The following is a 26,583-nucleotide window of genomic DNA, read 5'->3' on the forward strand; positions in this document are numbered from 1 at the left end:
TGCCCTCTCCCTGTCCCTCTCCCTGAAGGGAGAGGGGACGTTCAGCCGACCTCGGGAGTGGTCGATTGCGCCGTGCCATCGGCTACGCGCCGAACGGCTCCCTCTCCCTTCGGAGCGGGGCGCGTAGCCAGGGCTGGGGAGAGGGGCTTTACAGACGGGTACTCAGTTACTGCGCACCGCGTAATCCGGCTTCTTGTCGTTGCCCGGAATGAACGGGCTCCACGGCTGGGCGCGGATCGGCTCGGGAGTCTTCCAGACCACGTTGAACTGACCGTTGTCCTCGATCTCGCCGATCATCACCGGCTTGTGCAGGTGGTGGTTGGTCTTGTCCATGGTCAGGGTGAAGCCCGACGGTGCCTTGAAGGTCTGCCCGCCCATGGCCTCGCGGACCTTGTCGACATCGGTGCTGCCGGCTTTCTGCGCGGCCTGCGCCCACATGTGGATGCCGACGTAGGTGGCCTCCATCGGGTCGTTGGTCACCGCAGTGCTGTAGTTGGGCAGGTTCTTGGCCTTGGCGTAGGCCTTCCAGTCAGCGACGAACTTGCTGTTCTCCGGATTCTTCACCGATTCGAAGTAGTTCCACGCGGCAAGGTTGCCCACCAGCGGCTTGGTATCGATGCCGCGCAGTTCCTCCTCACCCACGGAGAAGGCCACCACCGGCACTTCGGTGGCTTCCAGGCCCTGGTTGGCCAGCTCCTTGTAGAACGGCACGTTGGAGTCGCCGTTGACGGTGGAGATCACCGCGGTCTTGCCGCCGGCGGAGAACTTCTTGATGTCGGCGACGATGGTTTGATAGTCGCTGTGGCCGAACGGCGTGTAGACCTCCTGGATGTCCTTGTCGGCCACGCCCTTGCTGTGCAGGAAGGCGCGCAGGATCTTGTTGGTGGTGCGCGGGTAGACGTAGTCGGTGCCCAGCAGGAAGAAGCGCTTGGCACCGCCGCCGTCCTCGCTCATCAGGTATTCCACCGCCGGGATGGCCTGCTGGTTCGGCGCAGCACCGGTGTAGAAGACGTTGGGCGACATTTCCTCACCCTCGTACTGCACCGGGTAGAACAGCAGGCCGTTGAGCTCCTCGAACACCGGCAGCACGGATTTGCGCGACACGCTGGTCCAGCAGCCGAAGACTACCGCGACCTTGTCCTGGGTCAGCAGCTGGCGCGCCTTCTCGGCGAACAGCGGCCAGTTCGAGGCCGGGTCGACCACCACCGCTTCGAGCTTCTTGCCGTTCACCCCGCCCTTGGCGTTGATCTCGTCGATGGTCATCAGCGCCATGTCCTTGAGCGAGGTCTCGGAGATCGCCATGGTGCCGGACAGCGAGTGCAGGATGCCGACCTTGATGGTCTCGGCGGCCTGGGAGCTGAACGGGAACAGACCGGTGAGCAGCAGGGCGCTCATGGCTAGCGTACTTTTCAACAGCGGACGACGTTTCATCGCGGCAGCCTCCTTGGCTATCCAGGGGCGGGGAGTTGCCGGTGCGGCAGCTTCCCCGGAAATGGGGCGATCCCGCGCGGGATCGAAGCTGCCATCGCAGCATCCGTGCCAAACAGGCAAAAGCCTTGGCGCAGATGGGCTGCACGCGATTTTCTGTCGTAATGGTGAGGTTTTTCAGTGCGCAGCTTTGGTGCGCCGAACGCCCTTTGGTGCGCGGCGCTCCCCAAAGGAGCGCGTCATTGCGGGAGGAAGTAGCCGCGCACGCCGGTCATGATGATCTGCGCGGCAAGGGCGCAGACGAACAGCCCCATCAGGCGACTGACGATCATCAGGCCCTGTTCGCCGAGGACCTTCTCGATCTTGTCCGAGAGGTAGAGCGTGACGCCGACGGTCAGGCAGGCGAGGAAGATTGCCGCCAGGGCCGAAAGCTTGTGCTCCCAGTCCTGGTTCACACCCATCACCAGCAGCGCACCGATGGTGCCGGGGCCGACGGTGATGGGGATGGTCAGCGGGACGATGGTGACGTCCTGCTGCACGTTGTCCGCCTGCACCGCCGAGCGCCCCTGGGCCATGCCCAGCGCAGAGATGAACAGCACGCTGCCCGCGCCGATGCGGAAGGCGTCGGCGGTGATGCCGAACAGGGTGAAGATGTAGCGCCCGAACAGGTACAGCAGCACGCTGGCGATCAGCGCCGCCAGGGCCACGCGCCAGGCCATGCGCTTGCGGTCGCGCGGGGCGAAGCCGCGATTGAGGCTGATGAAACAGGACAGGACGAAGAAGGGGCTATAGAGCACCAGCATCTTCAGGTACACGCTGAACATCACTTGCATGGGAACGACTCGTCCGGATTGAGAGGGCGCGGCAGGGCAAAGCATAGCGGCTGGGGCGGCGGGTGGCATTGCGGCGGGGCAAATGCCAGAACGGGTTTGCGTCAGTGCAGGATATCGGAGCGAGTCTGGAAGTTGCCGGAGTAGCGGACCAGGGCCGGATGCTCCGATGCTTCGAACTTGAATATGACGGACCCTTCAAGAAACGTGTCAGGGCAGTCTGCCACTTTGGATACGTAGTACCGCAGATTGTGTTTACGAAAGGCTTCCCGAAGAGGCTCAGGTAGCGTTTCTGCGGATTCGTTGCTGATGAGGAATTGCTCGCCGTACTGCGCCCGGAACAGTTTTATTCGCCAGTAGCTGCTCTGACTGAAGTCGATCATGACGTCGTCGATGTACTCGGCGTGTTGCTTTTCGCCCATGGAGTTGGTGCCGTCCGGATCGCTCATCAGGAATCAGGAAGGCAGCGCGTCGCTCTGCTGGCGCAGGCGGCGCTCGCGTTCGCCGACCCAGTAGGCCACCAGTTCGCGCAGTTGCGACAACTCCACCGGCTTGGCCATGTGGCCGTCCATGCCGACCAGTCGCGCGCGTTCCTTGTGTTCGCTGAGGATGTGCGCGGTGAGCGCCACCACCGGGGTGTGCGGGCGGTGTTCGCTGGCCTCCCAGGCGCGCAGGCGCTCGGTGGCGGAGAAGCCGTCGAGCACCGGCATTTCGCAGTCCATCAGCACCAGGTCGTACTGGGTGGACTTCATCGCGGCGAGGGCTTCCTCGCCGTTGCTGGCGGTATCGGGCTGCAGGTTGAGCTTGCTCAGCATGCCGCGGATGACCTTGGTGGAGATGTTGTTGTCCTCGGCGACGAGGATGCGGAAGTCGCTGGGCGGCACGTTTAAAGCCGGCTCGCTGGCTGGCGAAAGGTAGTTGCTCACGCCGCTCGGGCCACGGCGGGAGAGTTCCTCGGCGAGGGTCGCCTTGAGCGTGTAGCCGGCCACCGGCTTGGCGAGGATGCGCTTGATCCCGGCGTTGCGCGCGATGATCTTGCTCGGCGCGTTGCTGATGCCGGTGAGCATGATCAGCAGGATGTCGTGGTTGAGGTTCGGGTCTTCCTGGATCTTGGTCGCCAGCTGCATGCCGGTCATGCCGGGCATGTCCTGGTCCAGCAGGACCACGTCGAAGTATTCGCGCAGGTGCGCCTTGGTGCGCAGCTGGGCCAGCGCTTCCTTGCCCGAAGACACCGCACTGACGTTCATGCCCCAGGCGCTGCATTGCTGCACCACCACCTTGCGGCAGGTCTGGTTGTCGTCCACCACCAGCAGGCGCGCGCCCTGCAGCGGGCTGTCGAGGTCGGCGCCGGCCTGGTCGATCTGCTGCGGGTCCAGCGGCAGGCTGAGCCACAGCAGGTTGCCTGCGCCATCGGCGCTGTGGCCACTCTCGATGCCGCTCTCTATTCCAAACTCCCCCGACATCAGGCGGATCAGCTGGCGCGCAATGATCAGGCCGAGGCGGCTGCTGATGCGGGTGGCGGAGAGGAAGTCGCGGCTGTGCAGTTCGGCGGTAAGCAGGGCCTGGCGGTCGGCGCTGTCCAGCGGGCGGCCGCTGTCCTGCACGGCGATGCGCAGGCGCGGACGCTCGGGCGGGCCGTCGAGGGCGACGACGAGGAGAATCTCGCCCTCGTCGGTCTGCTTGAAGGCGTTGTCCAGCAGGCTCAACACGGCCTGGCGCAGGCGCGTCGGGTCGCCACTGACGATGCGCGGCACCTGCGGCTGGGTGAAGCTGATCAGCTCGACCTTCTGCTGCTCGGCCTTGGCACGGAAGATCGCCAGACAGTCCTCGATCAGCGCGCCGAGGTCGAACTGCACCTCGTCCAGCTCGATCTGCCCGGACTCCAGCTTGGAGATGTCGAGAATCTCGTTGATCAGCGAGAGCAGCTCGTTGCCCGCGCTGTGGATGGTCTGCACATAGTCGCGCTGCTTGGCCGAGAGCGGGGTGCCGAGCAGCAGCTCGGTCATGCCCAGCACGCCGTTCATGGGGGTGCGGATCTCGTGGCTGATCTTGGCCAGGAAGTCGCCCTTGGCCTTCAGCTCGGCGACGTTGGCGGCGCGCTGGCGGCTGGCGGCGAACTGGTCGTTCTGGATTTTCCGCTGGCGCTCGGCGAGCGCCAGGCTGAGCAGGAAGCCGACCACTGCCGAGAGGCCGAGCAGGCCGCTGCCGAGCCATTCCGCCCGGGTCGCCACGTAGCCCAGCAGCGACGGCAGGCTCAGGCACCAGACCACCACGAAGAGGCCCATGCCGATGGCGAACAGGCGCGCCGGGCGGTAAGCGTGAATCCAGTAGTAGACCGCCACGCCGAGAATGCTCAGGGTTACCAGGGTGATCAGCCCGTAGACCAGGCTGCTGATGGACAGGTCGAGTACCAGGTTGAGCGCCACGCACAGCACCACCAACCCGGCGGTGCCACCCAGCAGCAGGCGCTTGAGCGGCAGGCGCGGGGTGAGGTCACGGAAGAAGCTGGCGGTATAGCCAAGACCGCAGATCAGCGTCACCACCAGGCAGCCCAGCGCAATCATCGGCTGCAGCGACTGGCTGTTGCCGTACCAGGGGCTGAGCAGGCCGAACAGGTTGAGGCAGGCCAGCAGCAGGCTCGCATGCACGCCGGCCAGCCACAGGCCGCTGGCGACGCGGGTGTAGGCGAAGCGCACGAGGTTGTAGAGCAGCAGCATGGCCAGGCAGCCGATCAGCACGCCGAAGTGCAGCGGGCGCTGGTCGTTGCTCGGCTGGCCGGCGGCCTCGATGCTGATGTTCGGGCGCAGCGGCAGAGTCGAGGCGAGGCGCAGGTAGAGATCCAGCGGCTCGGCGGCCGTGCGCAGGGGGATCACCAGATCACTGTTGAGCAGGGGGCGCTGCACCGGGGAGAGGTTGCCGGCGCTCTTCTGTTCGAGGACTTTCTGCCCGTCGAGGATGAACATCTCGAAGCTGTCCAGGCTAGGCGCGAACAGGCGCAGCTGCTGGGGCTCGTCGTTGGCGGGCAGGCGGAAGTGCAGCCAGGTCGCGCCGGGGCCGGCGGGGGCGTGCAGGTCGCTGATGTCGAGGGGGCTGAAGAGGGTGCGGTAGCGCGGGGAGATCACGTCCTGCAGCTGCAGGCGGGCGTCACTGTCGTGGAGCTGGGACCAGCCGGGTTCCTGGCTTGCCGCATAGGTCGGAAGACAGACCAGAGCGGCCAGCAGCAAGCTGACGAGGAGTCCTGTGGCAGTCCAGAGCCGACGCACGGCGAAGTCCCTTCGGTAGTGAGTGGGCGGATTATAGCCAAGTGTGCTGAAGGCCGTAATCCACCCGTGCACGCCGGGACCGGTGTGGAGGAGGCGTCCGACGGGGGACGCCTCCACCCGTCGGATCAGCCCTCGCCGCGCTCGCGGGCGATGGCGCGATAACCGATGTCCTTGCGGTAGAAGCTGCCGTTCCAGCGGACCTTCTCGGCCAGACGGTAAGCCTGTTCCTGGGCCGAGGAGACGGTCGGGCCGATGGCAGTGGCGCACAGTACGCGGCCGCCGGCGGTGACGATCTGGCCGTCCTTGAGCGCGGTGCCGGCGTGGAAGACCTTGCCGTCGAGCTGGGCGGCATCGTCCAGGCCGAAGATAGCGTCACCCTTGGCGTAGTCGCCCGGGTAGCCGCCGGCGGCGATCACCACGCCTACGGTGGGACGCGGGTCCCAGGTGGCTTCGACCTTGTCCAGCGCTTTGGCCAGGGCGGCCTCGACCAGCAGGACCAGGGACGATTCCAGGCGGACCATGATCGGCTGGGTTTCCGGATCGCCGAAGCGGCAGTTGAACTCGATGACCTTGGGCTTGCCGCTCTTGTCGATCATCAGGCCGGCGTAGAGGAAGCCGGTGTAGACGTTGCCTTCCTCGGCCATGCCGCGCACGGTCGGGTAGATCACTTCGTCCATCACGCGCTGGTGCACGTCGGCAGTTACCACCGGGGCGGGGGAGTAGGCGCCCATGCCGCCGGTGTTCGGGCCGGTGTCGCCGTCGCCGACGCGCTTGTGGTCCTGGCTGGTGGCCATGGGCAGCACGTTCTGGCCGTCGACCATGACGATGAAGCTGGCTTCCTCGCCGTCGAGGAACTCTTCGATCACCACGCGCGATCCGGCGTCACCGAAGGCGTTGCCGGCGAGCATGTCGCGCACGGCTTCCTCGGCTTCGGCCAGGGTCATGGCGACGATCACGCCCTTGCCCGCGGCCAGGCCGTCGGCCTTGATCACGATGGGCGCGCCTTTCTCTTTCAGATAGGCCAGCGCCGGCTCGACTTCGGTGAAGTTCTGGTAGTCGGCGGTGGGGATCTGGTGGCGTGCGAGGAAGTCCTTGGTGAAGGCCTTGGAACCTTCCAGCTGGGCAGCGCCGGCGGTGGGGCCGAAGATGTCCAGGCCGCGCGAGCGGAACAGGTCCACCACGCCTTTGACCAGCGGCGCCTCGGGGCCGACGATGGTCAGCTGCACGTTCTTCGCTGCGAAATCGGCCAGTTCTTCCAGGGCCAGCACGTCGATGGCGACGTTCTCGCACTTGGCTTCGGTGGCGGTGCCGGCGTTGCCCGGCGCGACGAAGACCTTCTGCACGCGCGAATCCTGCGCGACCTTCCAGGCCAGCGCGTGCTCGCGACCGCCGCTGCCGATGATGAGTACGTTCATTGGAGTTCTCCTGAACAGTTCCGGCTTTGCCGGATTGTTGGGTATCGCTTCGCTCCACCCAACCTACGAGAGCTTTTTTCCAGCCTGTGCGAGGGCGCAATGGAGTGGCTGGATGCAAGGCGCGGACGGCTTCGACAAGCGGAGTTGCCTATTGGCAATGAGCATTGGCGAAGTCGTCCGCAACGCAGCAGACGGCCGCTACAGTGCGGCCGTCCCGGTTAATGCCTAAAGTGGCGCATGCCGGTGAAGACCATTGCAATGCCGGCTTCGTCAGCGGCGGCGATCACCTCGTTGTCGCGCATCGAACCACCCGGCTGGATCACCGCGGTGATACCGGCCTTGGCAGCGTTGTCGATGCCGTCGCGGAACGGGAAGAAGGCGTCGGAAGCCATGACCGCCCCCTTCACTTCCAGGCCGGCATGCTCGGCCTTGATGGCGGCGATGCGGGCGGAGTTCACGCGGCTCATCTGGCCGGCGCCGACGCCGACGGTCTGGCGCGCCTTGGCGTAGACGATGGCGTTGGACTTCACGAACTTGGCGACTTTCCAGGCGAAGATCAGGTCGTGGATTTCCTGCTCGCTGGGGGCGCGCTGGGTGACGATCTTCAGGTCATCGGCGGTGATCATGCCGATGTCGCGGCTCTGCACCAGCAGGCCGCCGTTGACGCGCTTGAAGTCCCAGCCCGGCGTACGCTCGGCCGGCCACTCGCCGCACTCCAGCAGGCGCACGTTGGCCTTGGCAGCGACCACGGCACGGGCAGCTTCGGAGATTTTCGGGGCGATGATGACTTCGACGAACTGGCGCTCGACGATGGCCTGGGCGGTCTCGCCGTCCAGCTCGCGGTTGAAGGCGATGATGCCGCCGAAGGCCGACTCGGTATCGGTGGCGTAGGCCAGGTCGTAGGCCTTGCGGATGCCGCCTTCATTTTCCGGAACCACGGCCACGCCGCACGGGTTGGCGTGCTTGACGATGACGCAGGCCGGCTTGACGAAGCTCTTCACGCACTCCAGCGCGGCGTCGGTGTCGGCCACGTTGTTGAACGACAGTTCCTTGCCCTGCAGCTGGATGGCGGTGGAGACGCTGGCTTCGCCCTTCTTCGCCTCGACGTAGAAGGCCGCGCTCTGGTGCGGGTTCTCGCCGTAGCGCATTTCCTGCGCCTTGATGAACTGGCTGTTGAAGGTGCGCGGGAAGGCGCCGCGGTCTTCGGTGGACAGGGTGTCGCGCGCCTGGTCGATGGTGCCCAGGTAGTTGGCGATCATGCCGTCGTAGGCCGAAGTGTGCTCGAAGGCCTTCAGGGCCAGGTCGAAGCGCTGGGCGTAGGTCAGGCCACCGGCCTTCAGGGCGCCGACGATGCTGGCGTAGTCACCGGTGTTGACCACGATGGCAACGTCCTTGTGGTTCTTCGCCGCGCTGCGGACCATGGTCGGGCCGCCGATGTCGATGTTCTCGATGGCGGTCGGCAGGTCGCAGTCGGCCTTGGCCACGGTCGCTTCGAACGGGTACAGGTTGACCGCCACCAGGTCGATCGGCTTGATGCCGTGCTCTTCCATCACTGCGCCGTCGAGGTCACGACGTCCGAGGATGCCACCGTGGATCTTCGGGTGCAGGGTCTTCACGCGGCCGTCCATCATTTCCGGGAAGCCGGTGTAGTCGGCCACTTCCACGGCGGCGATGGCGTTGTCCTTGAGCAGCTTGTAGGTGCCGCCGGTGGAAAGGATCTCCACGCCAAGGGCTGCCAGCTCACGGGCGAAATCGACGACGCCGGTCTTGTCGGAAACGCTGATCAGCGCACGGCGGACGGGCAGGCGGGTGGTTTGGTCGGTCATAACGGCTTCCACAAAGGCTTCGGGCTTTTCGCGTGTCAGGCGCGGGCCCGGCTGACCTCGAGGTCGCGGGCCCGCGCCTGCCACCTGTCAGAGAAGATCGTACTGCTTGAGTTTCTTGCGCAGGGTCCCGCGGTTCAGCCCCAGCAGTTCGGAGGCTTTGGTCTGGTTACCCTTCACGTGGTTCATGACGGTTTCCAGCAGCGGCGCTTCGACTTCGCAAAGCACCATGTTGTATACGTCCGTGACCGGCTGCCCTTCGAGATGGGCGAAATAGTTGTGCAGTGCCTTTTCCACGCTGTCGCGGAGGGTCTGGCCCTCCTGCGTCGGAGTGGTCAGGTGCTGTTTAAGGTTGGCGTTGTCGCTCACGGGTGTCATTCCACTCACTAATGTCTCGGTCATCGTTGTCATGCGGCCACCCCTTCTCCGTTATTGTGGCGCTCGGCGAAGAACTGCCTGACGCTGGCGCTCTGTGCATCCGTGTCCTGCAAACGATTGAACTGGGAACGGAACTCCGCCGCTCCCGGTAGGGTTGCGAGGTACCAGCCCACATGCTTGCGGGCAATTCGCACACCCATTTCCTCCCCATAAAACGCATGCAATGCAGCGAGGTGCTCGAGCAGGATGCTCTGTACCTCGTGCAGACTCGGCGCCGGCAACAGCTCGCCGGTGCTCAGGTAATGATCGATCTCGCGGAAGATCCAGGGATTGCCCTGGGCGGCGCGGCCGATCAGCAGGGCATCCACGCCCGTCTGCTCGAACACCTGCCGTGCCTTGCGCGGTGAATCGATATCACCATTGGCAAAGACCGGAATCGAAACCGCCTGCTTGATCGCCGCGATGGTTTCGTACTCCGCTTCGCCGGTGTAGAGGTCGGCACGGGTCCTGCCGTGTACCGCCAGCGCCTGGATGCCCGACTGCTCGGCGATCCGCGCCACCGTCACACCGTTCTTGTTCGACCGGTCCCAACCGGTGCGAATCTTCAGGGTGACGGGAACCTCTACCGCCGCGACCACCGCCTCGAGGATGTCGGCCACCAGCCGTTCATCCTTCATCAGCGCGGAACCCGCGGCCTTGTTGCAAACCTTCTTCGCCGGACAGCCCATGTTGATGTCGATGATCTGGGCACCGAGCTCCACGTTGCACCGTGCGGCTTCCGCGAGCATCTGCGGGTCGCCGCCGGCGATCTGCACCGAACGCGGTTGATCCTCGTGGTCGTGCTGCAGGCGCAGGCGCGACTTGCGGCTGTTCCACAGGCGGACGTCGCTGGTGACCATCTCCGATACCACCATGCCGGCGCCGAGGCGGCGACAAAGCTGGCGGAACGGACGATCGGTGACGCCGGCCATCGGGGCCAGGATCAGTCTGTTGGGCAGTGTGTAGGAGCCGATGCGTACCACCGACTGGTTTTCCATGGTCAATGGGGCGGGAACACCGAGCCGCCGCGCGTTACGAGACTCGCGGGTGCTTTCGGGGCCTGCCACCGGTGCTAGCAAAAAAGGGAGGGCATGATACCCGCTCTCGATGACCGGATAAAGGCGATTTTGGATAAATTCTGAACAATCCCGGGCTTAGTACCCCAGGTTGGAAGACGAGCGGAACTGGCGCTCTCAGGCGCTTTGAGCTACTCGCCGGGTCATTCCGGCGAGTGGAAGCTCAGGCTGTAGTTCACCGCTTTGGGACCCGGATCGAGGATGTCCAGGGAGATGTGGATCGGCGTCTGCGGCGGCATCTCGCTCTGCCCGGCCAGCTCGCCCGAGAGGTACTCGCTGGGCTTGAAGCGGCGGCTGGCGATCAGCTGGCCGTTCAGGTCGGCGAAGCGCATCTCCAGCAGCGGGAAGGGCTGGGAGAAGTTGGCGCGGTTGTAGATGATCGCATCCACTACCAGCGCACCGCTGAAGTCCGGGTGGCTGCGCACCACCAGGTTGCTGCTGCGGATCTGCTCCACGTCGACCTTGGAGGGCAGTGTGCAACCCAGTTCCGGGCAGGCCTGGGCGAACCAGGGGCGGTACTGGTCCTGGCGGGCCAGTTCGTCGAAGTGATAGGCGATGTACTGGCCGGCGAGACCGGCCAGGGCCAGCAATACCAGCAGCAGCCAGAACAGTCGGCGGCCCCAGCGGCTCTTCGGCTTCTGCCAGTCGAGCTGCAGGGGTTCGTCGCTGAGGTCGTTCAGGCCATCATTGCCAAGGCCCGGATCGGCGCGCCGATGGTCGCCGCGCTGGTCGGCCAGCGGCGGCTCCTCGTCTTCATCGTCAGGCTCATCGTCATCACGGCGGGCGCTGAAGGCTGGAAGTTTCTCGTCGTCGCTCTCGACGCGAAGGGGGGGCGGGTCGATGCGCGGTTCGTGCTCCGGCTCTTCCTCGGGCTCCTCCGGCTCGGATTCCTTGTCGGCCACCAGACGCGCGCTGGCGGGCGGCTCCTCCGGTTCTTCGATGGGCAGCCGGCCGAAGCTGGGCTCCTGACGGGAAGTGCGACTTGCGCCGTTCTGTTCCTCTTCGATCAGGGCTTCGGCCCAGCGCTCGTCGTGCGGGTCGCGCTTCTCTTCCTGGCGAGTCTGCAGGGCTTCGCTGGGGCGCGGCGCACGGTCGATGCTGAGGAATTCCTGGGACAGCTCGAACTCGTCGAGCTTGGCCAGTTCCTCGTCGAGGTTGAGGCTATCCAGATCGAGATCGTCGTGGATCCACAGCGTCTCGTCTTTTTTTCCGGCGGCCGGTGCAGGAGCAGGCTTGGGTGGCTCGCTGGTTACGGTCGCTGCCGGGGCGATCACCGTGGTCGCGGCGACGGCCGAGGCAGGTTCGGTAACCGGTGCCGGTTTTGCTTCTACCTTCTGCTCGGCGACGGCGGGCTTTTCCGCCACATCGCTGGAGTGCCGCGCGGCGTGGGGTGCCAGCGGCCAGCCGAGGGTGGCGGTGCCAGGAGCGCTCGGTGCGGCGGGCTTTTCGGGAGTGAAGGTGTTGAAGGCCGGCGCGGGAACGGGCGCGGCTGCGATCGGCTCCGGGGCTTTCGATGGCGCAGGCGGCGCGACCGGCTCCGCTGCCGGGGCAGGTTTCGGGGCTGCAGCGGGCGGTATCGTCGTGACAGCCGGCGCCGGAATCTGGGTCGGCTCGCCGACCATGTTCTGCGGCGCACTGAAGACCTTCAGGCAGGTTCCGCAGCGCACAGCACCGCTGGCCGCGCCCAGTTGCGCCGAGTTGACGCGGAAACGGGTCTGGCAATGGGGGCACTGTGTGATGAAGCTTTCGCTCATGCGGCGGTCCGGCGGAAAAATCTGGCGGTTAGTCTAACTCAAGCCCCGTACGGCGGGCACTCAGCGGCGGCGGCCGCTGATGCGGATCCAGCCATCGCGTTCGGCGGTCGGGTCGAGGTCGAAGGCGTCGGCGTAGGCGGCGCGTACTTCCTCGGCCTGCTCGGCGAGGATGCCCGAAAGGGCCAGCAGGCCACCGGACTTCACCAGCCCGGTGAGCTGCTCTGCCAATGTGACCAGCGGACCGGCCAGAATGTTCGCCACCAGCACGTCCGCCTGCGCTTTGGGCAGATCAGCGGGCAGGTAGACGGGGAATTTCGCCGGGTCGATGCCGTTGCGCGAGGCGTTGTCGCGGGAGGCTTCCAGCGCCTGCGGGTCGATGTCGGTGCCGACCGCCTGCTCAGCACCCAGCAGCAGCGCGGCGATGGCGAGGATGCCCGAGCCGCAGCCGAAATCCAGCACCTGCTGGCCGGCCAGCTCCTGGCCGTCGAGCCATTCCAGGCACAGCGCGGTAGTCGGGTGGGTGCCGGTGCCGAAGGCCAGGCCCGGGTCGAGCAGCAGGTTCACCGCTTCCGGCTCCGGAGCCTCGTGCCAGCTGGGGACGATCCACAGGCGGCGGCCGAAGCGCATCGGCTTGAAGTTGTCCATCCAGCTGCGTTCCCAGTCCTGGTCCTCGATGCGCTCGATCTGGTGCTCTGGCAGTTCGCCGCCGGTAAGCAGGGTCAGGTGGGCGATCAGCGAAGTTTCGTCGGTGTCGGCCTCGAACAGTGCGAGCAGGTGGGTGTGGCTCCACAGCGGGGTGGTGCCCAGGTCCGGCTCGAAGATCGGCTGGTCTTCGGCGTCCATGAAGGTCACGGAGACGGCGCCGACTTCCAGCAGCGCATCTTCATAGGTTTCCGCCTGATCCGGGGTGATGGCGAGTCGGACTTGAAGCCAGGGCATGGGGCGGTACCTCGATCGTGCCGGGATGGAGCTGGAAAAGACAACGGACCGCCTGGGCGGCCCGCAGATAAAGGCGGCAAGCTTACTGCACGGCACCCTGCCATGCCAGCGTGCAGGGGCCGCAAAGCACAAGGGCCGCCCGGAGGCAGCCCTTGTGGTGGAGCGAGGCGGAGCAGGGCAGGCTTAGTGCTTGTCCATGCCCAGCTTCTTCTCCAGGTAGTGGATGTTCACGCCACCCTTGCAGAACTCTTTATCGCGGACCAGCTCCTTGTGCAGCTCGGTGTTGGTCTTGATGCCATCGACGATCAGCTCGTCCAGCGCATTACGCATGCGCGCCATGGCTTCATCGCGGTCCTTGCCGTAGGTGATGATCTTGCCCACCAGCGAGTCGTAGTTCGGCGGTACGGCGTAGCCGCTGTACAGGTGCGAATCCACACGCACGCCGTTGCCGCCTGGTGCGTGGAAGTGCTTCACCTTGCCGGGACTCGGCATGAAGGTCTTCGGGTCTTCGGCGTTGATCCGGCATTCCAGCGCATGGCCACGGATGACCACGTCTTCCTGCTTGATCGACAGCTTGTTGCCCGAGGCGATGCTGAGCATTTCCTTGACGATGTCGATACCGGTGACCATCTCCGACACCGGATGCTCCACCTGCACGCGGGTGTTCATCTCGATGAAGTAGAAGCGGCCGTTCTCGTAGAGGAACTCGAAGGTGCCGGCGCCACGGTAGCCGATTTCCACGCAGGCCTGGACGCAGCGGGCCAGTACTTCGGCGCGGGCCTTCTCGTCGATGCCCGGGGCTGGGGCTTCTTCCAGCACCTTCTGGTGACGACGCTGCAGGGAGCAGTCGCGGTCGCCCAGGTGGATGGCGTTGCCCTGGCCGTCGGAGAGGACCTGGACTTCCACGTGACGCGGGTTGGTCAGGAACTTCTCCAGGTAGACCATCGAGTTGCCGAAGGCCGCGCCCGCTTCGGTGCGGGTCAGCTTGGCGGACTTGATCAGGTCTTCTTCCTTGTGCACGACGCGCATGCCGCGACCACCACCGCCACCGGCGGCCTTGATGATCACCGGGTAGCCCACCTCGCGGGCGATGGCCAGCGCGGTTTCTTCGTCCTCGGGCAGCGGGCCGTCGGAGCCCGGTACGGTCGGCACGCCGGCTTTCTTCATGGCGTCCTTGGCGGACACCTTGTCACCCATCAGGCGGATGACGTCGGCGCTCGGGCCGATGAAGGTGAAGCCCGAACGCTCGACCTGCTCGGCAAAGTCGGCGTTCTCGGCGAGGAAGCCGTAGCCGGGGTGGATGCCCACGGCGCCGGTAACCTCGGCCGCGGCGATGATCGCCGGGATGTGCAGGTAGGACTGCGCGGCCGGGGCCGGACCGATGCAGACCGCTTCGTCGGCCAGCGACAGGTGCATCAGCTCGCGGTCGGCGGTCGAGTGCACGGCCACCGTCTTGATGCCCAGCTCCTTGCACGCGCGCAAGATGCGCAGCGCGATTTCGCCGCGGTTGGCGATCAGTACTTTTTCCAACATCGCAGGTTCCCCGCGGTTTAAACGATGGTGAACAGGGGCTGGTCGAATTCGACCGGCTGGCCGTTCTCCACGAGGATCTGACCGATCACGCCGCTGGTCTCGGCCTCGATGTGGTTCATCATCTTCATGGCTTCGACGATGCAGAGGATGTCGCCTTTCTTCACGCTCTGGCCGACTTCGACGAAGTTGGCGGAAGTCGGCGAGGCTGCGCGGTAGAAGGTGCCGACCATCGGCGAGCGCACGGCGCCGGCGAGGTTCTGGGCAGCCGGGGCGGCTTCAGCGGCCGGGGCAGCAGCGGCAGCGGCGACGGGAGCTGCGGCCGGGGCCGGAGCGTAGGCCGGGGCGGCAGCGTAGATCGGCTGGGCGGCGGTCTTGCTGTGACGGCTGATGCGTACGGACTCTTCGCCCTCTTTGATCTCCAGTTCGTCGATACCGGATTCTTCGAGCAGTTCGATCAGTTTCTTGACTTTACGGATGTCCATCAGTGTTCGCTCTCCCAGGTGAGGTCACGGGCGTTCAAGTTGTTCGAGGGCGGATTCCAGGGCCAGGCGGTAGCCTGTGGCTCCCAGACCGCAGATCACCCCTACCGCCACGTCGGAAAAGTAGGAGTGATGCCGGAAAGGTTCACGTTTGTGCACGTTGGAGAGGTGCACTTCGATGAATGGGATGCTCACTGCGAGCAATGCGTCACGTAGAGCGACACTTGTATGCGTGAAAGCGGCCGGATTGATGAGGATGAAGTCCACGCCTTCGTTGCGCGCGGCGTGAATCCGGTCGATCAGTTCGTACTCGGCATTGCTCTGCAGGTGCATCAGGTGGTGGCCGGCCTCGCGGGCGCGGCGCTCCAGGTCCTGGTTGATCTGCTCGAGGGTGACGGAGCCGTACTTGTCGGGCTCGCGGGTGCCCAGCAGATTGAGGTTGGGCCCGTGCAGTACCAGTAAGGTCGCCATCTGGATGCGGTAGTCCTTGTTCTTGGCGGGAAAAGATAGGGCGGGACTATGCCGGAAAGCCGGCGTGACTGTCCAGTCATGCGGGTTTTGCCGTAGATGTCAGCATGTTGCCAGCCGATTACGGCAAAACCATTGCAATCAAACTGTGATCAGGAGCGCGTTCCAGCCTGTTTCAGGCGGTCGGCGAGGGTGGCGGCGTCGGTCTCGCCGATGATGCGCAGGTCGCTCCATTCGTCGCCTTTTGCCGAAAAGAACAGCAGCGCGGGCGGGCCGAACAGGTTGTAGCGGTCGAGCAGGGCGCGCTGCTCCTCGGTGCTGGCGGTCATGTCGAAGCGCAGCAGGACGAAGCCGGGCAGTTGCGACTGCACTTCCGGCGCCGGCAGTACCTGGCGCTCGATGATCTTGCAGCTGATGCACCAGTCGGCGTACCAGTCCAGCAGCACCGGCCGGCCGGCGGCCTGGGCGCTGGCCAGCGCCGCGTTGAGCTGCGCCGGAGTGGTGATGTTCTGCCAGTCGCCGGGGGTGGACGTGGGCGGGCCCGCATGCAGGCCGGGGCCGCTGCGGCCCAGCGGGTGCAGCGGGTCGGATTCGCCGCGCAGGGCGCCGGTCCAGGCGGCCACGGCGTAAACCAGCAGCATCAGGCCGAGCAATTGACCGAGGCGCTGCAGGGGCTTCTTCGGCCCCAGTTCGAGGGTGCCGATGGCCAGGGCGATGCCGCCGGCCAGGGTGCCCCAGAGGGTCAGTGAGACCGGGCCGGAGACGATGCGGTCGAGCATCCAGATGGCCACGGCCAGCAGCATCACGCCGAAGACGTTGCGCACGCCGTTCATCCAGGCGCCGCTCTTGGGCAGCAGCGCGCCGCCGCCGACGGCGAAGATCACCAGCGGCGTGCCCATGCCCAGGCCCAGGGAGAACAGCAGCAGGCCGCCGCCCACCGCATCGCCGGTGCTGCTGATGTACAGCAGCAGGCCGGCCAACGGGGCGGTGACGCAGGGCGATACCAGCAGGCTGGAGAGCACTCCCAGGGTCGCCGCGCCGGCGATCGAACCGCCGCGGGTGTTGTTGGCCATCTTGTCCAGACGCTCGCGCACGAAGCCCGGCAGGCGCAGCTCGAAGGCACCGAACATGGCGATGGCGAAGACCACGAAGAACGCCGCGAAGGGGATCAGCACCCAGGGCGACTGCAGCATTGCCTGCAGGTTGAGCTTGGCGCCGAACAGGCCCATCAGGGTGCCGAGCACCGCATAGCAGGCGGCCATCGGCAGCACATAGGCGAGCGACAGCGCCAGGCCGCGCATGCCGCCCGGACGACCACGCAGCACGACGCCGGAGAGGATCGGCAGCATCGGCAGTACGCAGGGGGTAAAGGTCAGCGCCAGGCCCAGCAGGAAGAAGATCGCCAGCGCGCGGCCGAGTTTCTTGATCTTGCCCGGTTCGTGGTCGCCCAGCAGGCTGGCCAGCGGGTTGGCTGAAGTGGCGGAGGACTTGGCAGCGGCGGAAGGCGCGGGGCCGGTCACCACGCTGGCGGCCTGGCCGTCGGCGATCTGCAGGCGGGTGGTTTCCGGCGCATAGCACAGGCCCTTGTCGGCGCAGCCCTGGTAGCTGACGACCAGGGTGAAGGGCTTGTGCTGGGGGTTCACCAGCGGTACGTCGATATCGGTGATGGCGTAGTAGACCACCGTGTCGCCGAAGTAGTCGTCGTGGTGCTGCTTGCCTGGCGGCAGCTTCACTTCGCCGACGCTCACGCCGCTGTCGGTGGGCTCGACCTTGAAGCTGAAACGGTGCTGATAGAGGTAGTAGCCATCGGCGTTGATGAAGCGCAGCTTCACCTGCTGGCTGTCGCTGTCCTCGACGCTGACGCGGAAGGCTTCGGCCACCGGCAGGAAGTCGCCCTTGGCCGGTTGCCCGACGGCGAAGCCGCCCTTGTCGGCGGGTTTGTCGAACAGGCCGGCGGAAGCAGGCAGGGCGACCAGGAGCAGAAGCAGGGTGAGCAGGCGGCGCATGGAGATCTCGCGGACTACAGGGTGGCGGGCATGATAGCGGAAAGCTTCCGGCGCGGCCCGAGGCGTTGCCGGATCAGCTGTCACAAGAAGTGATAGACGCTGTGGGACTGCGCCTACGAGTCCCGGTTCCCGTGACGCCGTTGCGTCAATCGGCCGCGTGCTGGCCGAAGGCTGTCAACAGATCGCTGACGAAGGCCTGCTCGGCGTCACCGGGGTGGCGGCCGCGGTGGCGGGTCAGGCTGAAGGCCACGTCGAAGCCCAGTTCGCCGGGCAGCAGTTCGCGCAGCTGGCCACGCTCGATCCACGGCTGGGCGACATGTCTGGGTAGGTAGCCGATGTGCGCGCCGGAGAGGATGAAGGCCAGGCTGCCGTCCACCTGCTCGCAGCGCGCGCTGCTGCGGCTGGTTTGCAGCGGCTCGTCGGCGGCGATGAAGCGGTAGGGGTGCAGGACCTGGTCGGCGTCGGCGAGGGAGTCGCGGGTCGGTTTCTTCTTGCTGAAGGCCGGGTGCCCGGCGCCGCAGTAGAGGCCCTGGGGTTCGCTGAACAGCTCGACATGTTCCAGCGCCGCCTGGGTCCCGGCGAAATAGCCGACTGCCAGGTGCAGGCGGTCCTGCAGTAGCAGGCGCTCCAGCTCGGCGGGCGTGGCGGTGATCAGTTCCAGGCTGACGGCTTCATTGCGCTGGCGGAAGCGCCGGATGGCCCCGGACAGCTGCGCCAGTACTTCCACGTCCAGCCCTTCGGAAAGCCCGATGCGTACCTCGCCGAGCAGCTTGTCGGCGACACCGCGGGCCTCGTCGCGGAAGCCCTCGATGGCGAGGAACAGGCGCCGCGTCGATTGCAGCAGGTGCTCGCCCTTGGGCGTCAGGCGAAAGCCGCCCTTGCCGCGCTCGCACAGGCGGTAGCCCAGGCGCGTCTCCAGCTTGGCCATCTGGATGCTGATGCTCGGCTGGCTCAGCCCCAGCTCGCCTTGAGCGGCGCTGAAGCCGCCGCACTCCACCACGGTGACGAACAGCCGCAGCAGTTGCAGGTCGAGGTCGCGCAATTGGCTGAGCATGGTCGTCTCCAAACATTGTCATGGTGAAATGCCAAAGTAATTAACTTTGTATTTTTACAAAGTAAAGCCCGCCCCATGCTCACCGCATAGCCACAACAACCTGAGGCGATGATCATGCGTGCGTTCTTCCGGGCTTCTCTCACGGCGCTGGCCGTGGCCCTGGCCATGCCCCTGCAGGCGCAGGAGCGGGTGCTCAACCTCTACAACTGGGCGGATTACGTCGGCGCCGATGCCCTGCAACGCTTCCAGAAGGAAACCGGCATCCGCGTCAAATACGACACCTTCGACAGCGCCGAGGTGCTCGACAGCAAGCTGATGACCGGCCGCAGCGGCTACGACGTTGTGTTCCCCGCCAGCAGCGGGCTGGCCCGCGCCATCCAGGCCAAGGCCGTGCAGCCGGTGAACGACGCGCAATTGAAGAACTTCGCCAACCTCGACCCGGACCTGCTCGCCAAGCTGGCCGCCATCGACCCCGGCAACCGCTTCGGCGTGCCCTACACCTGGGGCACCGTGGGCCTGGCGATCAACAAGGACGAGGTGCTCAAGCGCATCCCCGACGCACCGCTGGACAGCCTCGACCTGCTGTTCAATCCCGAGTACGCCAGCCGCCTGGCCGACTGCGGCATCTCGTTGATCGACTCGCCGCAGGAAGTCATCAGCGTCGCGCTGAATTACCTGGGCAAGTCGCCCTACAGCACCGACGCGGCCGACCTGGCCGAAGTCCGTCAGTTGCTGGAGAAGCTGCAGCCCAGCGTGCGCTACATCGCCAGCGGCAAGCACATCAACGACCTGGCCAACGGCACGCTGTGCGTCGCCCTGACCTACACCGGCGACGCGCTGATGGGCGCTGCACAGGCGAAGCAGGCGAGCAAGCCGTTCGAGGTGATCTACCGGATTCCGAAGGAGGGCACGCTGATCTGGTTCGACACCATGGCCATCCCAGTGGACGCGCCACACCCGCAGGAAGCCCGCGCCTTCATCGACTTCATGCTGCGCCCGGATTCCATCGCCGAGCTGACCAACACGCTCTATTTCGCCAACGCCAACCTGAAGGCCACGCCGCTGCTGAATGCCGATGTCGCTGGCGACCCGGACATCTACCCGGCGCCGGCCATGCGTCAGAAGCTGTTCGGCGAGCAGTTGCTGACCTTGAAGCAGCAGCGCGAGCGCACCCGGCTGTGGTCGGCGTTCCGTACCCGTAGCTGAGGAGCCGTTTTTTGTAGGGCGCATAACGCGCCAGCGTTATCCGCCGAGTCGCGCCAGAGCCGGCGCATAACCTGTTCCAGGTTATGCGCCCTACGTAGCGGACGTTCCCTGAATCACCGTGACCAACCGATAACTAAAAAATGAGGAAGCCATGGATCTCGCCCAAGACAACGACCAGGCCATCACCCGCGACAGCCTTTACGGCACCGCCGCCGAGTCCACCTACGCCGGCATCACCAGCTTCATGCGCCGCCGCTACAGCCGTGACCTGCGCGGCGTCGACCTGGTGGTCAGCGGCGTGCCCTTCGACACCGCCACCACCAACCGCCCCGGCAGCCGCTTCGGACCGCGGGCGATCCGCGCCGCCTCGGTACAGATGGCCTGGGCCCGGCACTTCCCCTGGGAATTCGACCCCTTCGACCACCTGGCGGTGATCGACTACGGCGATTGTTCCTTCGACCACGGCGTGCCGCAGGAAACCCCGGACGTCATCGAAGCCCACGCCGCGCGCATTCTCGACGCCGGCTGCGCGCTGCTGACCCTGGGCGGCGACCACTTCATCAGCTACCCGCTGCTCAAGGCCCACGCGAAGAAGCACGGGCCGCTGTCGCTGATCCACTTCGACGCCCACAGTGACACCTGGCCGGACGAGGATTGCCAGCGCATCGACCACGGCACCATGTTCTATCACGCCGCCCGCGAAGGTCTGGTCGACCCGGCGCGCTCGGTGCAGGTCGGCCTGCGCACCACCAACGACGATGTGATGGGCTTCCAGGTGCTGGACGCCCGCGAGGTGCATCGCAACACGCCGCAGGCCATCGCCGAGCGTATTCGCGCACGGGTGGGCGACAACCCGGTGTACCTGACTTTCGACATCGACTGCCTCGACCCGGCTTTCGCACCGGGCACCGGTACGCCGGTCTGTGGCGGGCTGAGCTCGCACCAGGCGCTGGAAATCCTCCGCGCGCTGCGTGGCATCAACCTGGTGGGGATGGACGTGGTGGAAGTCGCGCCGCCCTATGACAACGCCGAAATCACCGCGCTGGCCGGAGCGACCCTGGCGATGGAGATGGTTTGCCTGTACGCGGCGCGGCACAAGCTTGGCGAGCGCTGACTCCGCCTTGAACTGCCCCAGCGCCTGCGCGTACAGGAAAAACCGGACGTAGGATGGCGTGGAGCGCAGCGATACCCATGCTGCCTGCGCACGGCGATTGATGGGTATCGCTGCGCTCCACCCATCCTACAAATGCCTGATCCCAGGCGTCGGGCGTATGACGTCGTCAGACACGGAACGCCCGCACGGCGGTGTGCAACGCACCGCCCAGTTCCTGCAGTTGTTCGCCCTGGCTGCGTCCCTGGCCGATCAGGCGCAGGTTCTCGCTGCCCAGTTCGTGGATGCGTTCGCTGTGCGAGCGGATTTCGCTCACTGCGCCGCTCTGCTGGGCGGAGCTTTCGGCGATGCGCTCGGCCATGCTGGCGATGGTGCGGATGGCGCCGACCACTTCGTCCAGCGCGCCCTCGGCGGCGCCGGCCTGGTTGGCGGTGACTTCCGCGTGCTCGACCTGGCTGCGCATCGCCTCCACCGACTGCCGCGCAGCTTGTTGCAGGCGGGCGGTGAGCTGCTGGATTTCCTCGGTGGCGCCGGTGGTGCGCAGGGCCAGCGAGCGCACTTCCTCGGCGACCACGGCAAACCCGCGGCCCTGTTCGCCAGCCCGCGCGGCCTCGATGGCGGCGTTGAGCGCCAGCAGGTTGGTCTGGTCGGCAATGGAGCGGATCACCCCCAGCACGTTGCCGATCGTGGCCGACTCCTCGGCGAGGTTCTCGATGGCCTGGGCGTTGCTCTGCACTTCGTCCACCAGCGCGCGCATGCCGCTCAGGCTGTTGCCGATCACCTGCTGGCCCTGCTCGACGGCCGTACCGGCCGCGTGGCTGGCCGAAGCGGCCTGGCTGGCGTCGCCGGCCACCTGCTGGATCGCCGCTTCCATGTTGCCCAGCGCGTCGCGGATTTCCCCGGTATCGCTGGCCTGGCGCTCGGCTCCGGCGTGCAGGCCGCCGCTGAGCTCGGCCAGGGCGCGGCTGCTGCCGGCGACTTCCTCGGCGCGCTGGTGGATGGTGCCGACCAGGGTGCCGAGGAAGTCGCGCAGGCGGTTCAGCGATTCCTGCAGTTCCACCAGGTCGCGGGTGCGGGTGGCCAGGGCGATGGGCCTGGCGAAGTCGCCACGGGCCCAGGTGGAGAGCGCCGGGACCAGTTGGCCAAGCACGCGCGCCAGGCGGCGTTGCAGGGTGTCGATGAGCAGCGCGGTGGCGAGGATCAGGGCGATCAGCGCGCCCTGGATGATGCGCACCTGGGTCTGGATCTTCGAGCGCTCCTCGCGCACCTGCGGCTCCAGGGTCGCCAGCGCCTGCTGCACGGCGCCCAGGCGCTGGGCGGTGGCGTTGGCCAGCTCCTGGCGCTGGGCGATCAGCTGGCGGGTGCGATTCAGTTCGTCCGGGTAGCGGCGCAGCACGCTGGCGAGGTCGCGCTTCAGGGTGACGCCACGGTCCTCGCTCTGCGCCTGGGCGGCCGGCTGGGATTCCAGGCCCATCATGGCGGCGAAGTCGTCGGAGGCGGAGGCCTGTTGCTCCAGCACGCCGAGAAGGGGCAGGGCGTCGATGCGCTCGGCCAGCTGGCGCAGGGTTTCCAGCTCGCGCTGGATGTCTTCGGCCAGCGCCGGGTTGCCGCTCTCCACCAGCTTGGCGCGGGCGTGGGCCAGGCGCGTCAGGTGCAGGCCGGCTTGCAGCAGCGGGGTGCGGTACTCGGCGGCGGCAGGGTTCTGGCTGGCGTCGGCGTAAGTGCCGAGCTGGTCCAGCGCGGCCAGCAGGTCACGCTCGGCCTGCAGCAGCAGGCCCTGTGGGTCGCCGGCCAGTTTGCCGGCGGCGAGCAACTGGTTGCCGCTGAACTGGCGCAGTTCGTCGAGGCTCTGGCCGAGCAGTTGGCTGAGGCTGTCCGGCAGTTGCGGCAGCTCCTGGGCGAGTTCGTCCAGGCCCTGCTGGGCGGCTTTCTGCTTGAGCGCGTCGCCGCTGGCGAGGTACGCCTGGATGTTCTGCGCGACCTTGCGCTCGAAGCCCTGGGAGAGCTCCAGGTAGCGGTCCATCAGCGTGAACGGGCGCTCCAGGGCGCGTTGCGACCACCACAGGGTGGCGCCCAGCGCGAGGCAGACGAGCAGGAGCAGGAAGGTGTTGAGGTTGGTGAGCAGCTTGAGGCGCATGGCAGGTCTCGACCGACAGCGAAAAAACGGCGAGCCCTGAACCTATTGCAGTTTCGTTACTGGCTGATGACACGGTGCCAGCATCCGGTCGGGAAATGGCGCGGCAGAGCGCCGCGCCGGACCGGCGGCGGGAGTTACTTGTAGACCTCGACGCGGTTGCGGCCGCCGTGCTTGGCGGTGTACAGCGCCTCGTCGGCCTGCTTGGCGAGGGTCTTGATGTCCATCTCTTCGCCCAGCTCGGCGATGCCGCAGCTGAAGGTGCAGGACAGGTCGTGGGGCTGCGCCGGGTAGTGGATCTCGGCGAAGCGCTGGCGGATTTCCTCCAGCACCTTGTGCGCCGAGGCGGCGTCGGTGTCCGGCAGCACCACGGCAAACTCTTCGCCGCCGTAACGGCCGATGTGGTCGGTCTTGCGCAGGCGCTGCTTGAGGAACAGCGCGAGGCTCTTGATCACCCGGTCGCCCATGGGGTGGCCGTAGGTGTCGTTGACCCGCTTGAAGTGGTCGATGTCGAGCATCGCGAAGGTCAGCGGGCGCTCCTCGCGGCGCGCGCGGAAGCGGGCATCGTCGAGCAGCTGCAGGGTATGCGTGTGGTTGTACAGGCCCGTGAGGCTGTCGCGCACCATCCGCGCCTTCAGGCTGCGCGCGCGGGCGGCGCGGTTGCGCACGGTGGCGATCAGGTGGCGCGGCTTGATCGGCTTGGTGAGGAAGTCGTCGCCGCCTTCGCTCATGGCGTCGAGCTGCTTGTCCAGGTCGTCCTCGGCGGACAGGTAGATGATCGGCACGCTCACATAGCGCTCGTGCTGGCGGATCACCTTGGCCAGCTCGGTGCCCAGGCACTCGGGCATGTACATGTCGAGGATGATCAGGTCCGGCTGGAACTCGGCCAGCTCGGTCATCACCGACAGCGGCGCGGTGAGGGCGCGGGTGACGATGCCGGCGCTGTTGAGGACCATCTCGGTATGCGCGGCCTGGGCGCGGGAGTCGTCGACGATCAGCACGCGGAACGGCTCGTAATGGGCCACGCGGGTCAGCGTCTCGATCTTCTCCAGCAGGCCGGAGGCGTCCAGCGCGCCACTGAAGAAGTCCTGGCCACCGGCGCGGGCAGCGGCCAGGCGGGTCGGGGTGTCGGTTTCTTCGTGGCTGAAGAACAGCACCGGCAGCTTCTGCTTGAGACCGGCCTGGGCCTCGTCGGCCAGCGCCAGGCCCTGGCCGTTGGCGAAGTCGATTTCCATCACGATGGCCGCCGGATGGCGGTCGGCCATGGCGGCGCGGAAGGCATTGGCGTGCTCGCAGGGCTGCGCGGCCATGCCGAAGAATTCCAGCTGCTGGGCCAGTCGCTCGGCGCGTTCCTGGTCCTGCAGGGCGAGGTAGACCGGCTTGCGCAGCGGTGGCAGGTTGGTCTGCTCGAACTGGTCGCCGTGGCGCAGGCCGGTGCGCGACAGGCGCTGCATCAGGCGGTTGAGTTCGGTGATCAGCTCGCTGGAAAGACGCCCGCGGTTGTCCTGCACAGCGCGCAGACACTGGTCGATGGCCTTGGCCAGGTCCGCATGCTCGGCCTGTTCGAAGCGTTCGGCATAGCGTTGCAGGCGCAGGCAGGCTTCGGCCAGCTCGGCCGTGCCGGCGCTGTTCCACTCCGAGCGCGACAGGCGCTGCCAGACTTCCAGCAGGTGCCGGGCCTGGTGGATCACCCGCTGGGCGAAATGATGCTTGAGGCGGTCGAGGGATGGATCGTCGAGCTCGGTCATCGCGCGCTTCTTTATAGAGCCGTACCGGCGGCCTGCGGGGCGAAAATGTTTCCGCCGTGATACACAGTGATGGCCCTATGCTACCAATCCTTGATGGCAATAACAGTGCCTTCGGTCAAACATCCGAAGCTTTGTATTTCGCAGCATTAACCAGCACCATGCGCAGGGTAGGCTGCGCCGACCCGCCTGCGTGCGGCATGCTTGCGCACAGCGGCCTAAAATCCCGGCACCCTGGGGCCGGTTGCGGGTCCAAGCTATCTTCGAATTCGGGACATCAAGGAACTTGCCATGTGGAACTGGAAGAAACGCGGCTCCGTGCGTGACCGCGTGAACGACTCGGTGGACGACGCGCGCGCCTACTTCGGCGGCCCCTGGCTGGGCCGCGTGCTCGGCGGTCTGCTGGGCGTCTACCTGGTGATCTGCGGCGCGATCGGCTGGTACTGGAGCCAGGAGCCGGACCTCTTCCCCGTGCAGCAGAACGCCCAGGCCGCCGCCGAGCGTGCCGGCCGGCAGATGGTGGTGGGCTACACCACGGTGGAAACCCTCAAGGAAGTGGTCGCCACGCTGCTGAACAAGCCGGGCGGCTATCTCTCCAACGACATCTTCCCGCCGGGCGTCTGGCTGGACAACATGCCCAGCTGGGAATACGGCGCCCTGGTCCAGGTGCGCGACCTGTCCCGCGCGCTGCGCAAGGACTTCGCCCGCTCCCAGTCGCAGTCCACCGAGGACGCCGATCTGGCACGCGCCGAGCCGCGCTTCAACTTCGACAACAAGAGCTGGGCGCTGCCGTCCTCCGAGTCGGAATACGCCGAGGGCATCAAGTCCCTGGACCGCTACCTGGGCCGTCTCTCCGCCGACCCGGCCGGCGCGCAGTTCTATGCCCGCGCCGACAGCCTGAACAACTGGCTGGGTGACGTCTCCACCCGCCTGGGCTCGCTGTCCCAGCGCCTCTCGGCCAGCGTCGGCCGGGTCAAACTGAACACCAACATCACGCCGATGCAGCCGGTCACCCCTGGCCAGGCGCCGGAAGTCGAGGAAGTGATCCAGGAAACCCCCTGGATGCAGATCGACAACGTGTTCTACGAAGCCCGCGGCCAGGCCTGGGCGCTGTCGCACATCCTGCGCGCCATCGAGGTGGACTTCGCCGACGTGCTGGCGAAGAAGAACGCCACTGTCAGCGTGCGCCAGATCATCCGCGAGCTGGAAGCCGCCGAGGCGCCGCTGTGGAGCCCGATGGTCCTCAACGGCAGCGGCTTCGGCGTGCTGGCCAACCACTCGCTGGTGATGGCCAACTACATCTCCCGCGCCAACGCCGCGATCATCGACCTGCGTCAGCTGCTGGCCCAGGGCTGATCCATGGCCGCCATCAGCGACAAGGAAGCCGCCCACCGGGCGGCTTCGGACGCCGAGAAGATCGCCTGGGTCGACGAAGACGACCAGCTGCTGGGCAGCCTGCCGCGCGCCGAACTGCGCGCGCGCGGGCTGATCGGCCGCGGCACCTTCATCCTGCTGTTCAACTCTGCCGGTGAGCTGTGCGTGCACCGCCGCACCCTGAGCAAGGCGGTCTATCCCGGCTACTGGGACCCGGCCGCCGGCGGCATGGTGCAGGCCGACGAGAGCTACGCGGAGTCCGCCGCTCGCGAGCTGGAAGAGGAACTGGGCATCGCTGGCGTCGAATTGCGCGCCCACGGCACCTTCTTCTTCGACCAGCCGGACAATCGCCTGTGGTGCGCGGTGTTCTCCGCCGTGTCCGATGCGCCGCTGAAGTTGCAGCCCGAAGAGGTGCTGGAAGCGAAGTTCATCGACCCGCACCAGGCGCTGGCCGAGGCCAAGGCGGGCACGCCGTACTGCCCGGATTCGCTGGCGGCGCTGCGCAAGTATCTGGTGAGTTTCTGAGGG

21 protein-coding genes are annotated in these 26,583 nt (G+C 66.3%); 4 read left to right on the forward strand and 17 right to left on the reverse strand.

Annotated elements, in window-relative coordinates; genetic code table 11:
* Positions 1–162: 162 nt before the first annotated feature.
* From urtA to IB273_RS25065, 15 genes are all read right to left on the reverse strand, one after another.
* Positions 163–1,431 (reverse strand): urea ABC transporter substrate-binding protein, encoded by a 1,269-nt coding sequence (urtA, locus tag IB273_RS24995; RefSeq protein WP_192225263.1) that lies wholly within the window; start codon positions 1,429–1,431, stop codon positions 163–165.
* Positions 1,432–1,667: 236 nt separating this feature from the next.
* Complete coding sequence (locus IB273_RS25000; RefSeq protein WP_081515602.1) at positions 1,668–2,261, reverse strand: MarC family protein; 594 nt, start codon at positions 2,259–2,261, stop codon at positions 1,668–1,670.
* A 101-nt stretch (positions 2,262–2,362) separates the two neighbouring features.
* Positions 2,363–2,707 (reverse strand): hypothetical protein, encoded by a 345-nt coding sequence (locus tag IB273_RS25005; RefSeq protein WP_192225264.1) that lies wholly within the window; start codon positions 2,705–2,707, stop codon positions 2,363–2,365.
* Positions 2,708–2,713: 6 nt separating this feature from the next.
* Positions 2,714–5,521 carry a hybrid sensor histidine kinase/response regulator gene (locus IB273_RS25010; RefSeq protein ID WP_192225265.1) on the reverse strand — a complete coding sequence of 936 codons (2,808 nt, stop codon included), beginning with the start codon at positions 5,519–5,521 and terminating at the stop codon, positions 2,714–2,716.
* 125 nt (positions 5,522–5,646) lie between these two features.
* Complete coding sequence (gene purD / locus IB273_RS25015) at positions 5,647–6,936, reverse strand: phosphoribosylamine--glycine ligase (protein ID WP_081515604.1); 1,290 nt, start codon at positions 6,934–6,936, stop codon at positions 5,647–5,649.
* Between the two features lie 218 nt (positions 6,937–7,154).
* Entirely contained in the window at positions 7,155–8,762 is a 1,608-nt protein-coding gene (purH, locus tag IB273_RS25020; protein WP_192225266.1) for a bifunctional phosphoribosylaminoimidazolecarboxamide formyltransferase/IMP cyclohydrolase, read from the reverse strand.
* An 87-nt stretch (positions 8,763–8,849) separates the two neighbouring features.
* Positions 8,850–9,170 (reverse strand): DNA-binding transcriptional regulator Fis, encoded by a 321-nt coding sequence (gene fis / locus IB273_RS25025; protein WP_024766365.1) that lies wholly within the window; start codon positions 9,168–9,170, stop codon positions 8,850–8,852.
* Complete coding sequence (dusB, locus tag IB273_RS25030) at positions 9,167–10,174, reverse strand: tRNA dihydrouridine synthase DusB (protein ID WP_081515606.1); 1,008 nt, start codon at positions 10,172–10,174, stop codon at positions 9,167–9,169. The genes fis and dusB overlap by 4 nt, the downstream gene beginning before the upstream one ends.
* 221 nt (positions 10,175–10,395) lie before the next feature.
* Complete coding sequence (locus IB273_RS25035; protein WP_192225267.1) at positions 10,396–12,006, reverse strand: DUF3426 domain-containing protein; 1,611 nt, start codon at positions 12,004–12,006, stop codon at positions 10,396–10,398.
* Between the two features lie 60 nt (positions 12,007–12,066).
* Complete coding sequence (gene prmA, locus IB273_RS25040; protein ID WP_081515608.1) at positions 12,067–12,945, reverse strand: 50S ribosomal protein L11 methyltransferase; 879 nt, start codon at positions 12,943–12,945, stop codon at positions 12,067–12,069.
* A gap of 183 nt (positions 12,946–13,128) precedes the next feature.
* Positions 13,129–14,478 (reverse strand): acetyl-CoA carboxylase biotin carboxylase subunit, encoded by a 1,350-nt coding sequence (gene accC, locus IB273_RS25045; protein ID WP_045216407.1) that lies wholly within the window; start codon positions 14,476–14,478, stop codon positions 13,129–13,131.
* Between the two features lie 17 nt (positions 14,479–14,495).
* On the reverse strand, positions 14,496–14,960 hold the full coding sequence (gene accB, locus IB273_RS25050) for an acetyl-CoA carboxylase biotin carboxyl carrier protein (protein ID WP_081515610.1): 465 nt from the start codon (positions 14,958–14,960) through the stop codon (positions 14,496–14,498).
* 24 nt (positions 14,961–14,984) lie between these two features.
* On the reverse strand, positions 14,985–15,428 hold the full coding sequence (gene aroQ / locus IB273_RS25055) for a type II 3-dehydroquinate dehydratase (protein WP_015479055.1): 444 nt from the start codon (positions 15,426–15,428) through the stop codon (positions 14,985–14,987).
* Positions 15,429–15,577: 149 nt separating this feature from the next.
* Complete coding sequence (locus tag IB273_RS25060; RefSeq protein WP_192225268.1) at positions 15,578–17,431, reverse strand: protein-disulfide reductase DsbD; 1,854 nt, start codon at positions 17,429–17,431, stop codon at positions 15,578–15,580.
* Between the two features lie 145 nt (positions 17,432–17,576).
* Positions 17,577–18,485 carry a LysR family transcriptional regulator gene (locus IB273_RS25065; RefSeq protein WP_192225269.1) on the reverse strand — a complete coding sequence of 303 codons (909 nt, stop codon included), beginning with the start codon at positions 18,483–18,485 and terminating at the stop codon, positions 17,577–17,579.
* A 114-nt stretch (positions 18,486–18,599) separates the two neighbouring features.
* Between IB273_RS25065 and IB273_RS25070 the strand changes: the two genes are divergently transcribed.
* Complete coding sequence (locus IB273_RS25070) at positions 18,600–19,691, forward strand: polyamine ABC transporter substrate-binding protein (RefSeq protein WP_192225270.1); 1,092 nt, start codon at positions 18,600–18,602, stop codon at positions 19,689–19,691.
* 151 nt (positions 19,692–19,842) lie between these two features.
* Positions 19,843–20,805, forward strand: coding sequence for an agmatinase (speB, locus tag IB273_RS25075; RefSeq protein WP_081515613.1), 963 nt, complete (start codon positions 19,843–19,845; stop codon positions 20,803–20,805).
* Between the two features lie 166 nt (positions 20,806–20,971).
* On the opposite strand, the gene IB273_RS25080 is transcribed toward speB, so the two are convergent.
* Complete coding sequence (locus IB273_RS25080; RefSeq protein WP_081515614.1) at positions 20,972–22,939, reverse strand: methyl-accepting chemotaxis protein; 1,968 nt, start codon at positions 22,937–22,939, stop codon at positions 20,972–20,974.
* Between the two features lie 134 nt (positions 22,940–23,073).
* Positions 23,074–24,684 (reverse strand): response regulator, encoded by a 1,611-nt coding sequence (locus IB273_RS25085; RefSeq protein WP_081515615.1) that lies wholly within the window; start codon positions 24,682–24,684, stop codon positions 23,074–23,076.
* Positions 24,685–24,972: 288 nt separating this feature from the next.
* Between IB273_RS25085 and IB273_RS25090 the strand changes: the two genes are divergently transcribed.
* Positions 24,973–26,037 carry a DUF2333 family protein gene (locus tag IB273_RS25090; RefSeq protein ID WP_045216423.1) on the forward strand — a complete coding sequence of 355 codons (1,065 nt, stop codon included), beginning with the start codon at positions 24,973–24,975 and terminating at the stop codon, positions 26,035–26,037.
* Positions 26,038–26,040: 3 nt separating this feature from the next.
* Positions 26,041–26,580: an NUDIX hydrolase gene (locus IB273_RS25095; RefSeq protein WP_081515616.1), complete on the forward strand. Its 540-nt coding sequence runs from the start codon at positions 26,041–26,043 to the stop codon at positions 26,578–26,580.
* Positions 26,581–26,583 lie beyond the last annotated feature (3 nt).

The organism is Pseudomonas sp. PDM19, from assembly GCF_014852215.1.
GTDB lineage: Bacteria > Pseudomonadota > Gammaproteobacteria > Pseudomonadales > Pseudomonadaceae > Pseudomonas.

What these genes read in the sequence shown, in the direction of transcription:
- urtA (WP_192225263.1), bottom strand. Translation starts at nt 1,431, where the DNA reads ATGAAACGTCGTCCGCTGTTGAAAAGTACGCTAGCCATGAGCGCCCTG.
- IB273_RS25000 (WP_081515602.1), bottom strand. Translation starts at nt 2,261, where the DNA reads ATGCAAGTGATGTTCAGCGTGTACCTGAAGATGCTGGTGCTCTATAGC.
- IB273_RS25005 (WP_192225264.1), bottom strand. Translation starts at nt 2,707, where the DNA reads ATGAGCGATCCGGACGGCACCAACTCCATGGGCGAAAAGCAACACGCC.
- purD (WP_081515604.1), bottom strand. Translation starts at nt 6,936, where the DNA reads ATGAACGTACTCATCATCGGCAGCGGCGGTCGCGAGCACGCGCTGGCC.
- purH (WP_192225266.1), bottom strand. Translation starts at nt 8,762, where the DNA reads ATGACCGACCAAACCACCCGCCTGCCCGTCCGCCGTGCGCTGATCAGC.
- fis (WP_024766365.1), bottom strand. Translation starts at nt 9,170, where the DNA reads ATGACAACGATGACCGAGACATTAGTGAGTGGAATGACACCCGTGAGC.
- dusB (WP_081515606.1), bottom strand. Translation starts at nt 10,174, where the DNA reads ATGGAAAACCAGTCGGTGGTACGCATCGGCTCCTACACACTGCCCAAC.
- IB273_RS25035 (WP_192225267.1), bottom strand. Translation starts at nt 12,006, where the DNA reads ATGAGCGAAAGCTTCATCACACAGTGCCCCCATTGCCAGACCCGTTTC.
- prmA (WP_081515608.1), bottom strand. Translation starts at nt 12,945, where the DNA reads ATGCCCTGGCTTCAAGTCCGACTCGCCATCACCCCGGATCAGGCGGAA.
- accC (WP_045216407.1), bottom strand. Translation starts at nt 14,478, where the DNA reads ATGTTGGAAAAAGTACTGATCGCCAACCGCGGCGAAATCGCGCTGCGC.
- accB (WP_081515610.1), bottom strand. Translation starts at nt 14,960, where the DNA reads ATGGACATCCGTAAAGTCAAGAAACTGATCGAACTGCTCGAAGAATCC.
- aroQ (WP_015479055.1), bottom strand. Translation starts at nt 15,428, where the DNA reads ATGGCGACCTTACTGGTACTGCACGGGCCCAACCTCAATCTGCTGGGC.
- IB273_RS25060 (WP_192225268.1), bottom strand. Translation starts at nt 17,431, where the DNA reads ATGCGCCGCCTGCTCACCCTGCTTCTGCTCCTGGTCGCCCTGCCTGCT.
- IB273_RS25065 (WP_192225269.1), bottom strand. Translation starts at nt 18,485, where the DNA reads ATGCTCAGCCAATTGCGCGACCTCGACCTGCAACTGCTGCGGCTGTTC.
- IB273_RS25070 (WP_192225270.1), top strand. Translation starts at nt 18,600, where the DNA reads ATGCGTGCGTTCTTCCGGGCTTCTCTCACGGCGCTGGCCGTGGCCCTG.
- speB (WP_081515613.1), top strand. Translation starts at nt 19,843, where the DNA reads ATGGATCTCGCCCAAGACAACGACCAGGCCATCACCCGCGACAGCCTT.
- IB273_RS25080 (WP_081515614.1), bottom strand. Translation starts at nt 22,939, where the DNA reads ATGCGCCTCAAGCTGCTCACCAACCTCAACACCTTCCTGCTCCTGCTC.
- IB273_RS25085 (WP_081515615.1), bottom strand. Translation starts at nt 24,684, where the DNA reads ATGACCGAGCTCGACGATCCATCCCTCGACCGCCTCAAGCATCATTTC.
- IB273_RS25090 (WP_045216423.1), top strand. Translation starts at nt 24,973, where the DNA reads ATGTGGAACTGGAAGAAACGCGGCTCCGTGCGTGACCGCGTGAACGAC.
- IB273_RS25095 (WP_081515616.1), top strand. Translation starts at nt 26,041, where the DNA reads ATGGCCGCCATCAGCGACAAGGAAGCCGCCCACCGGGCGGCTTCGGAC.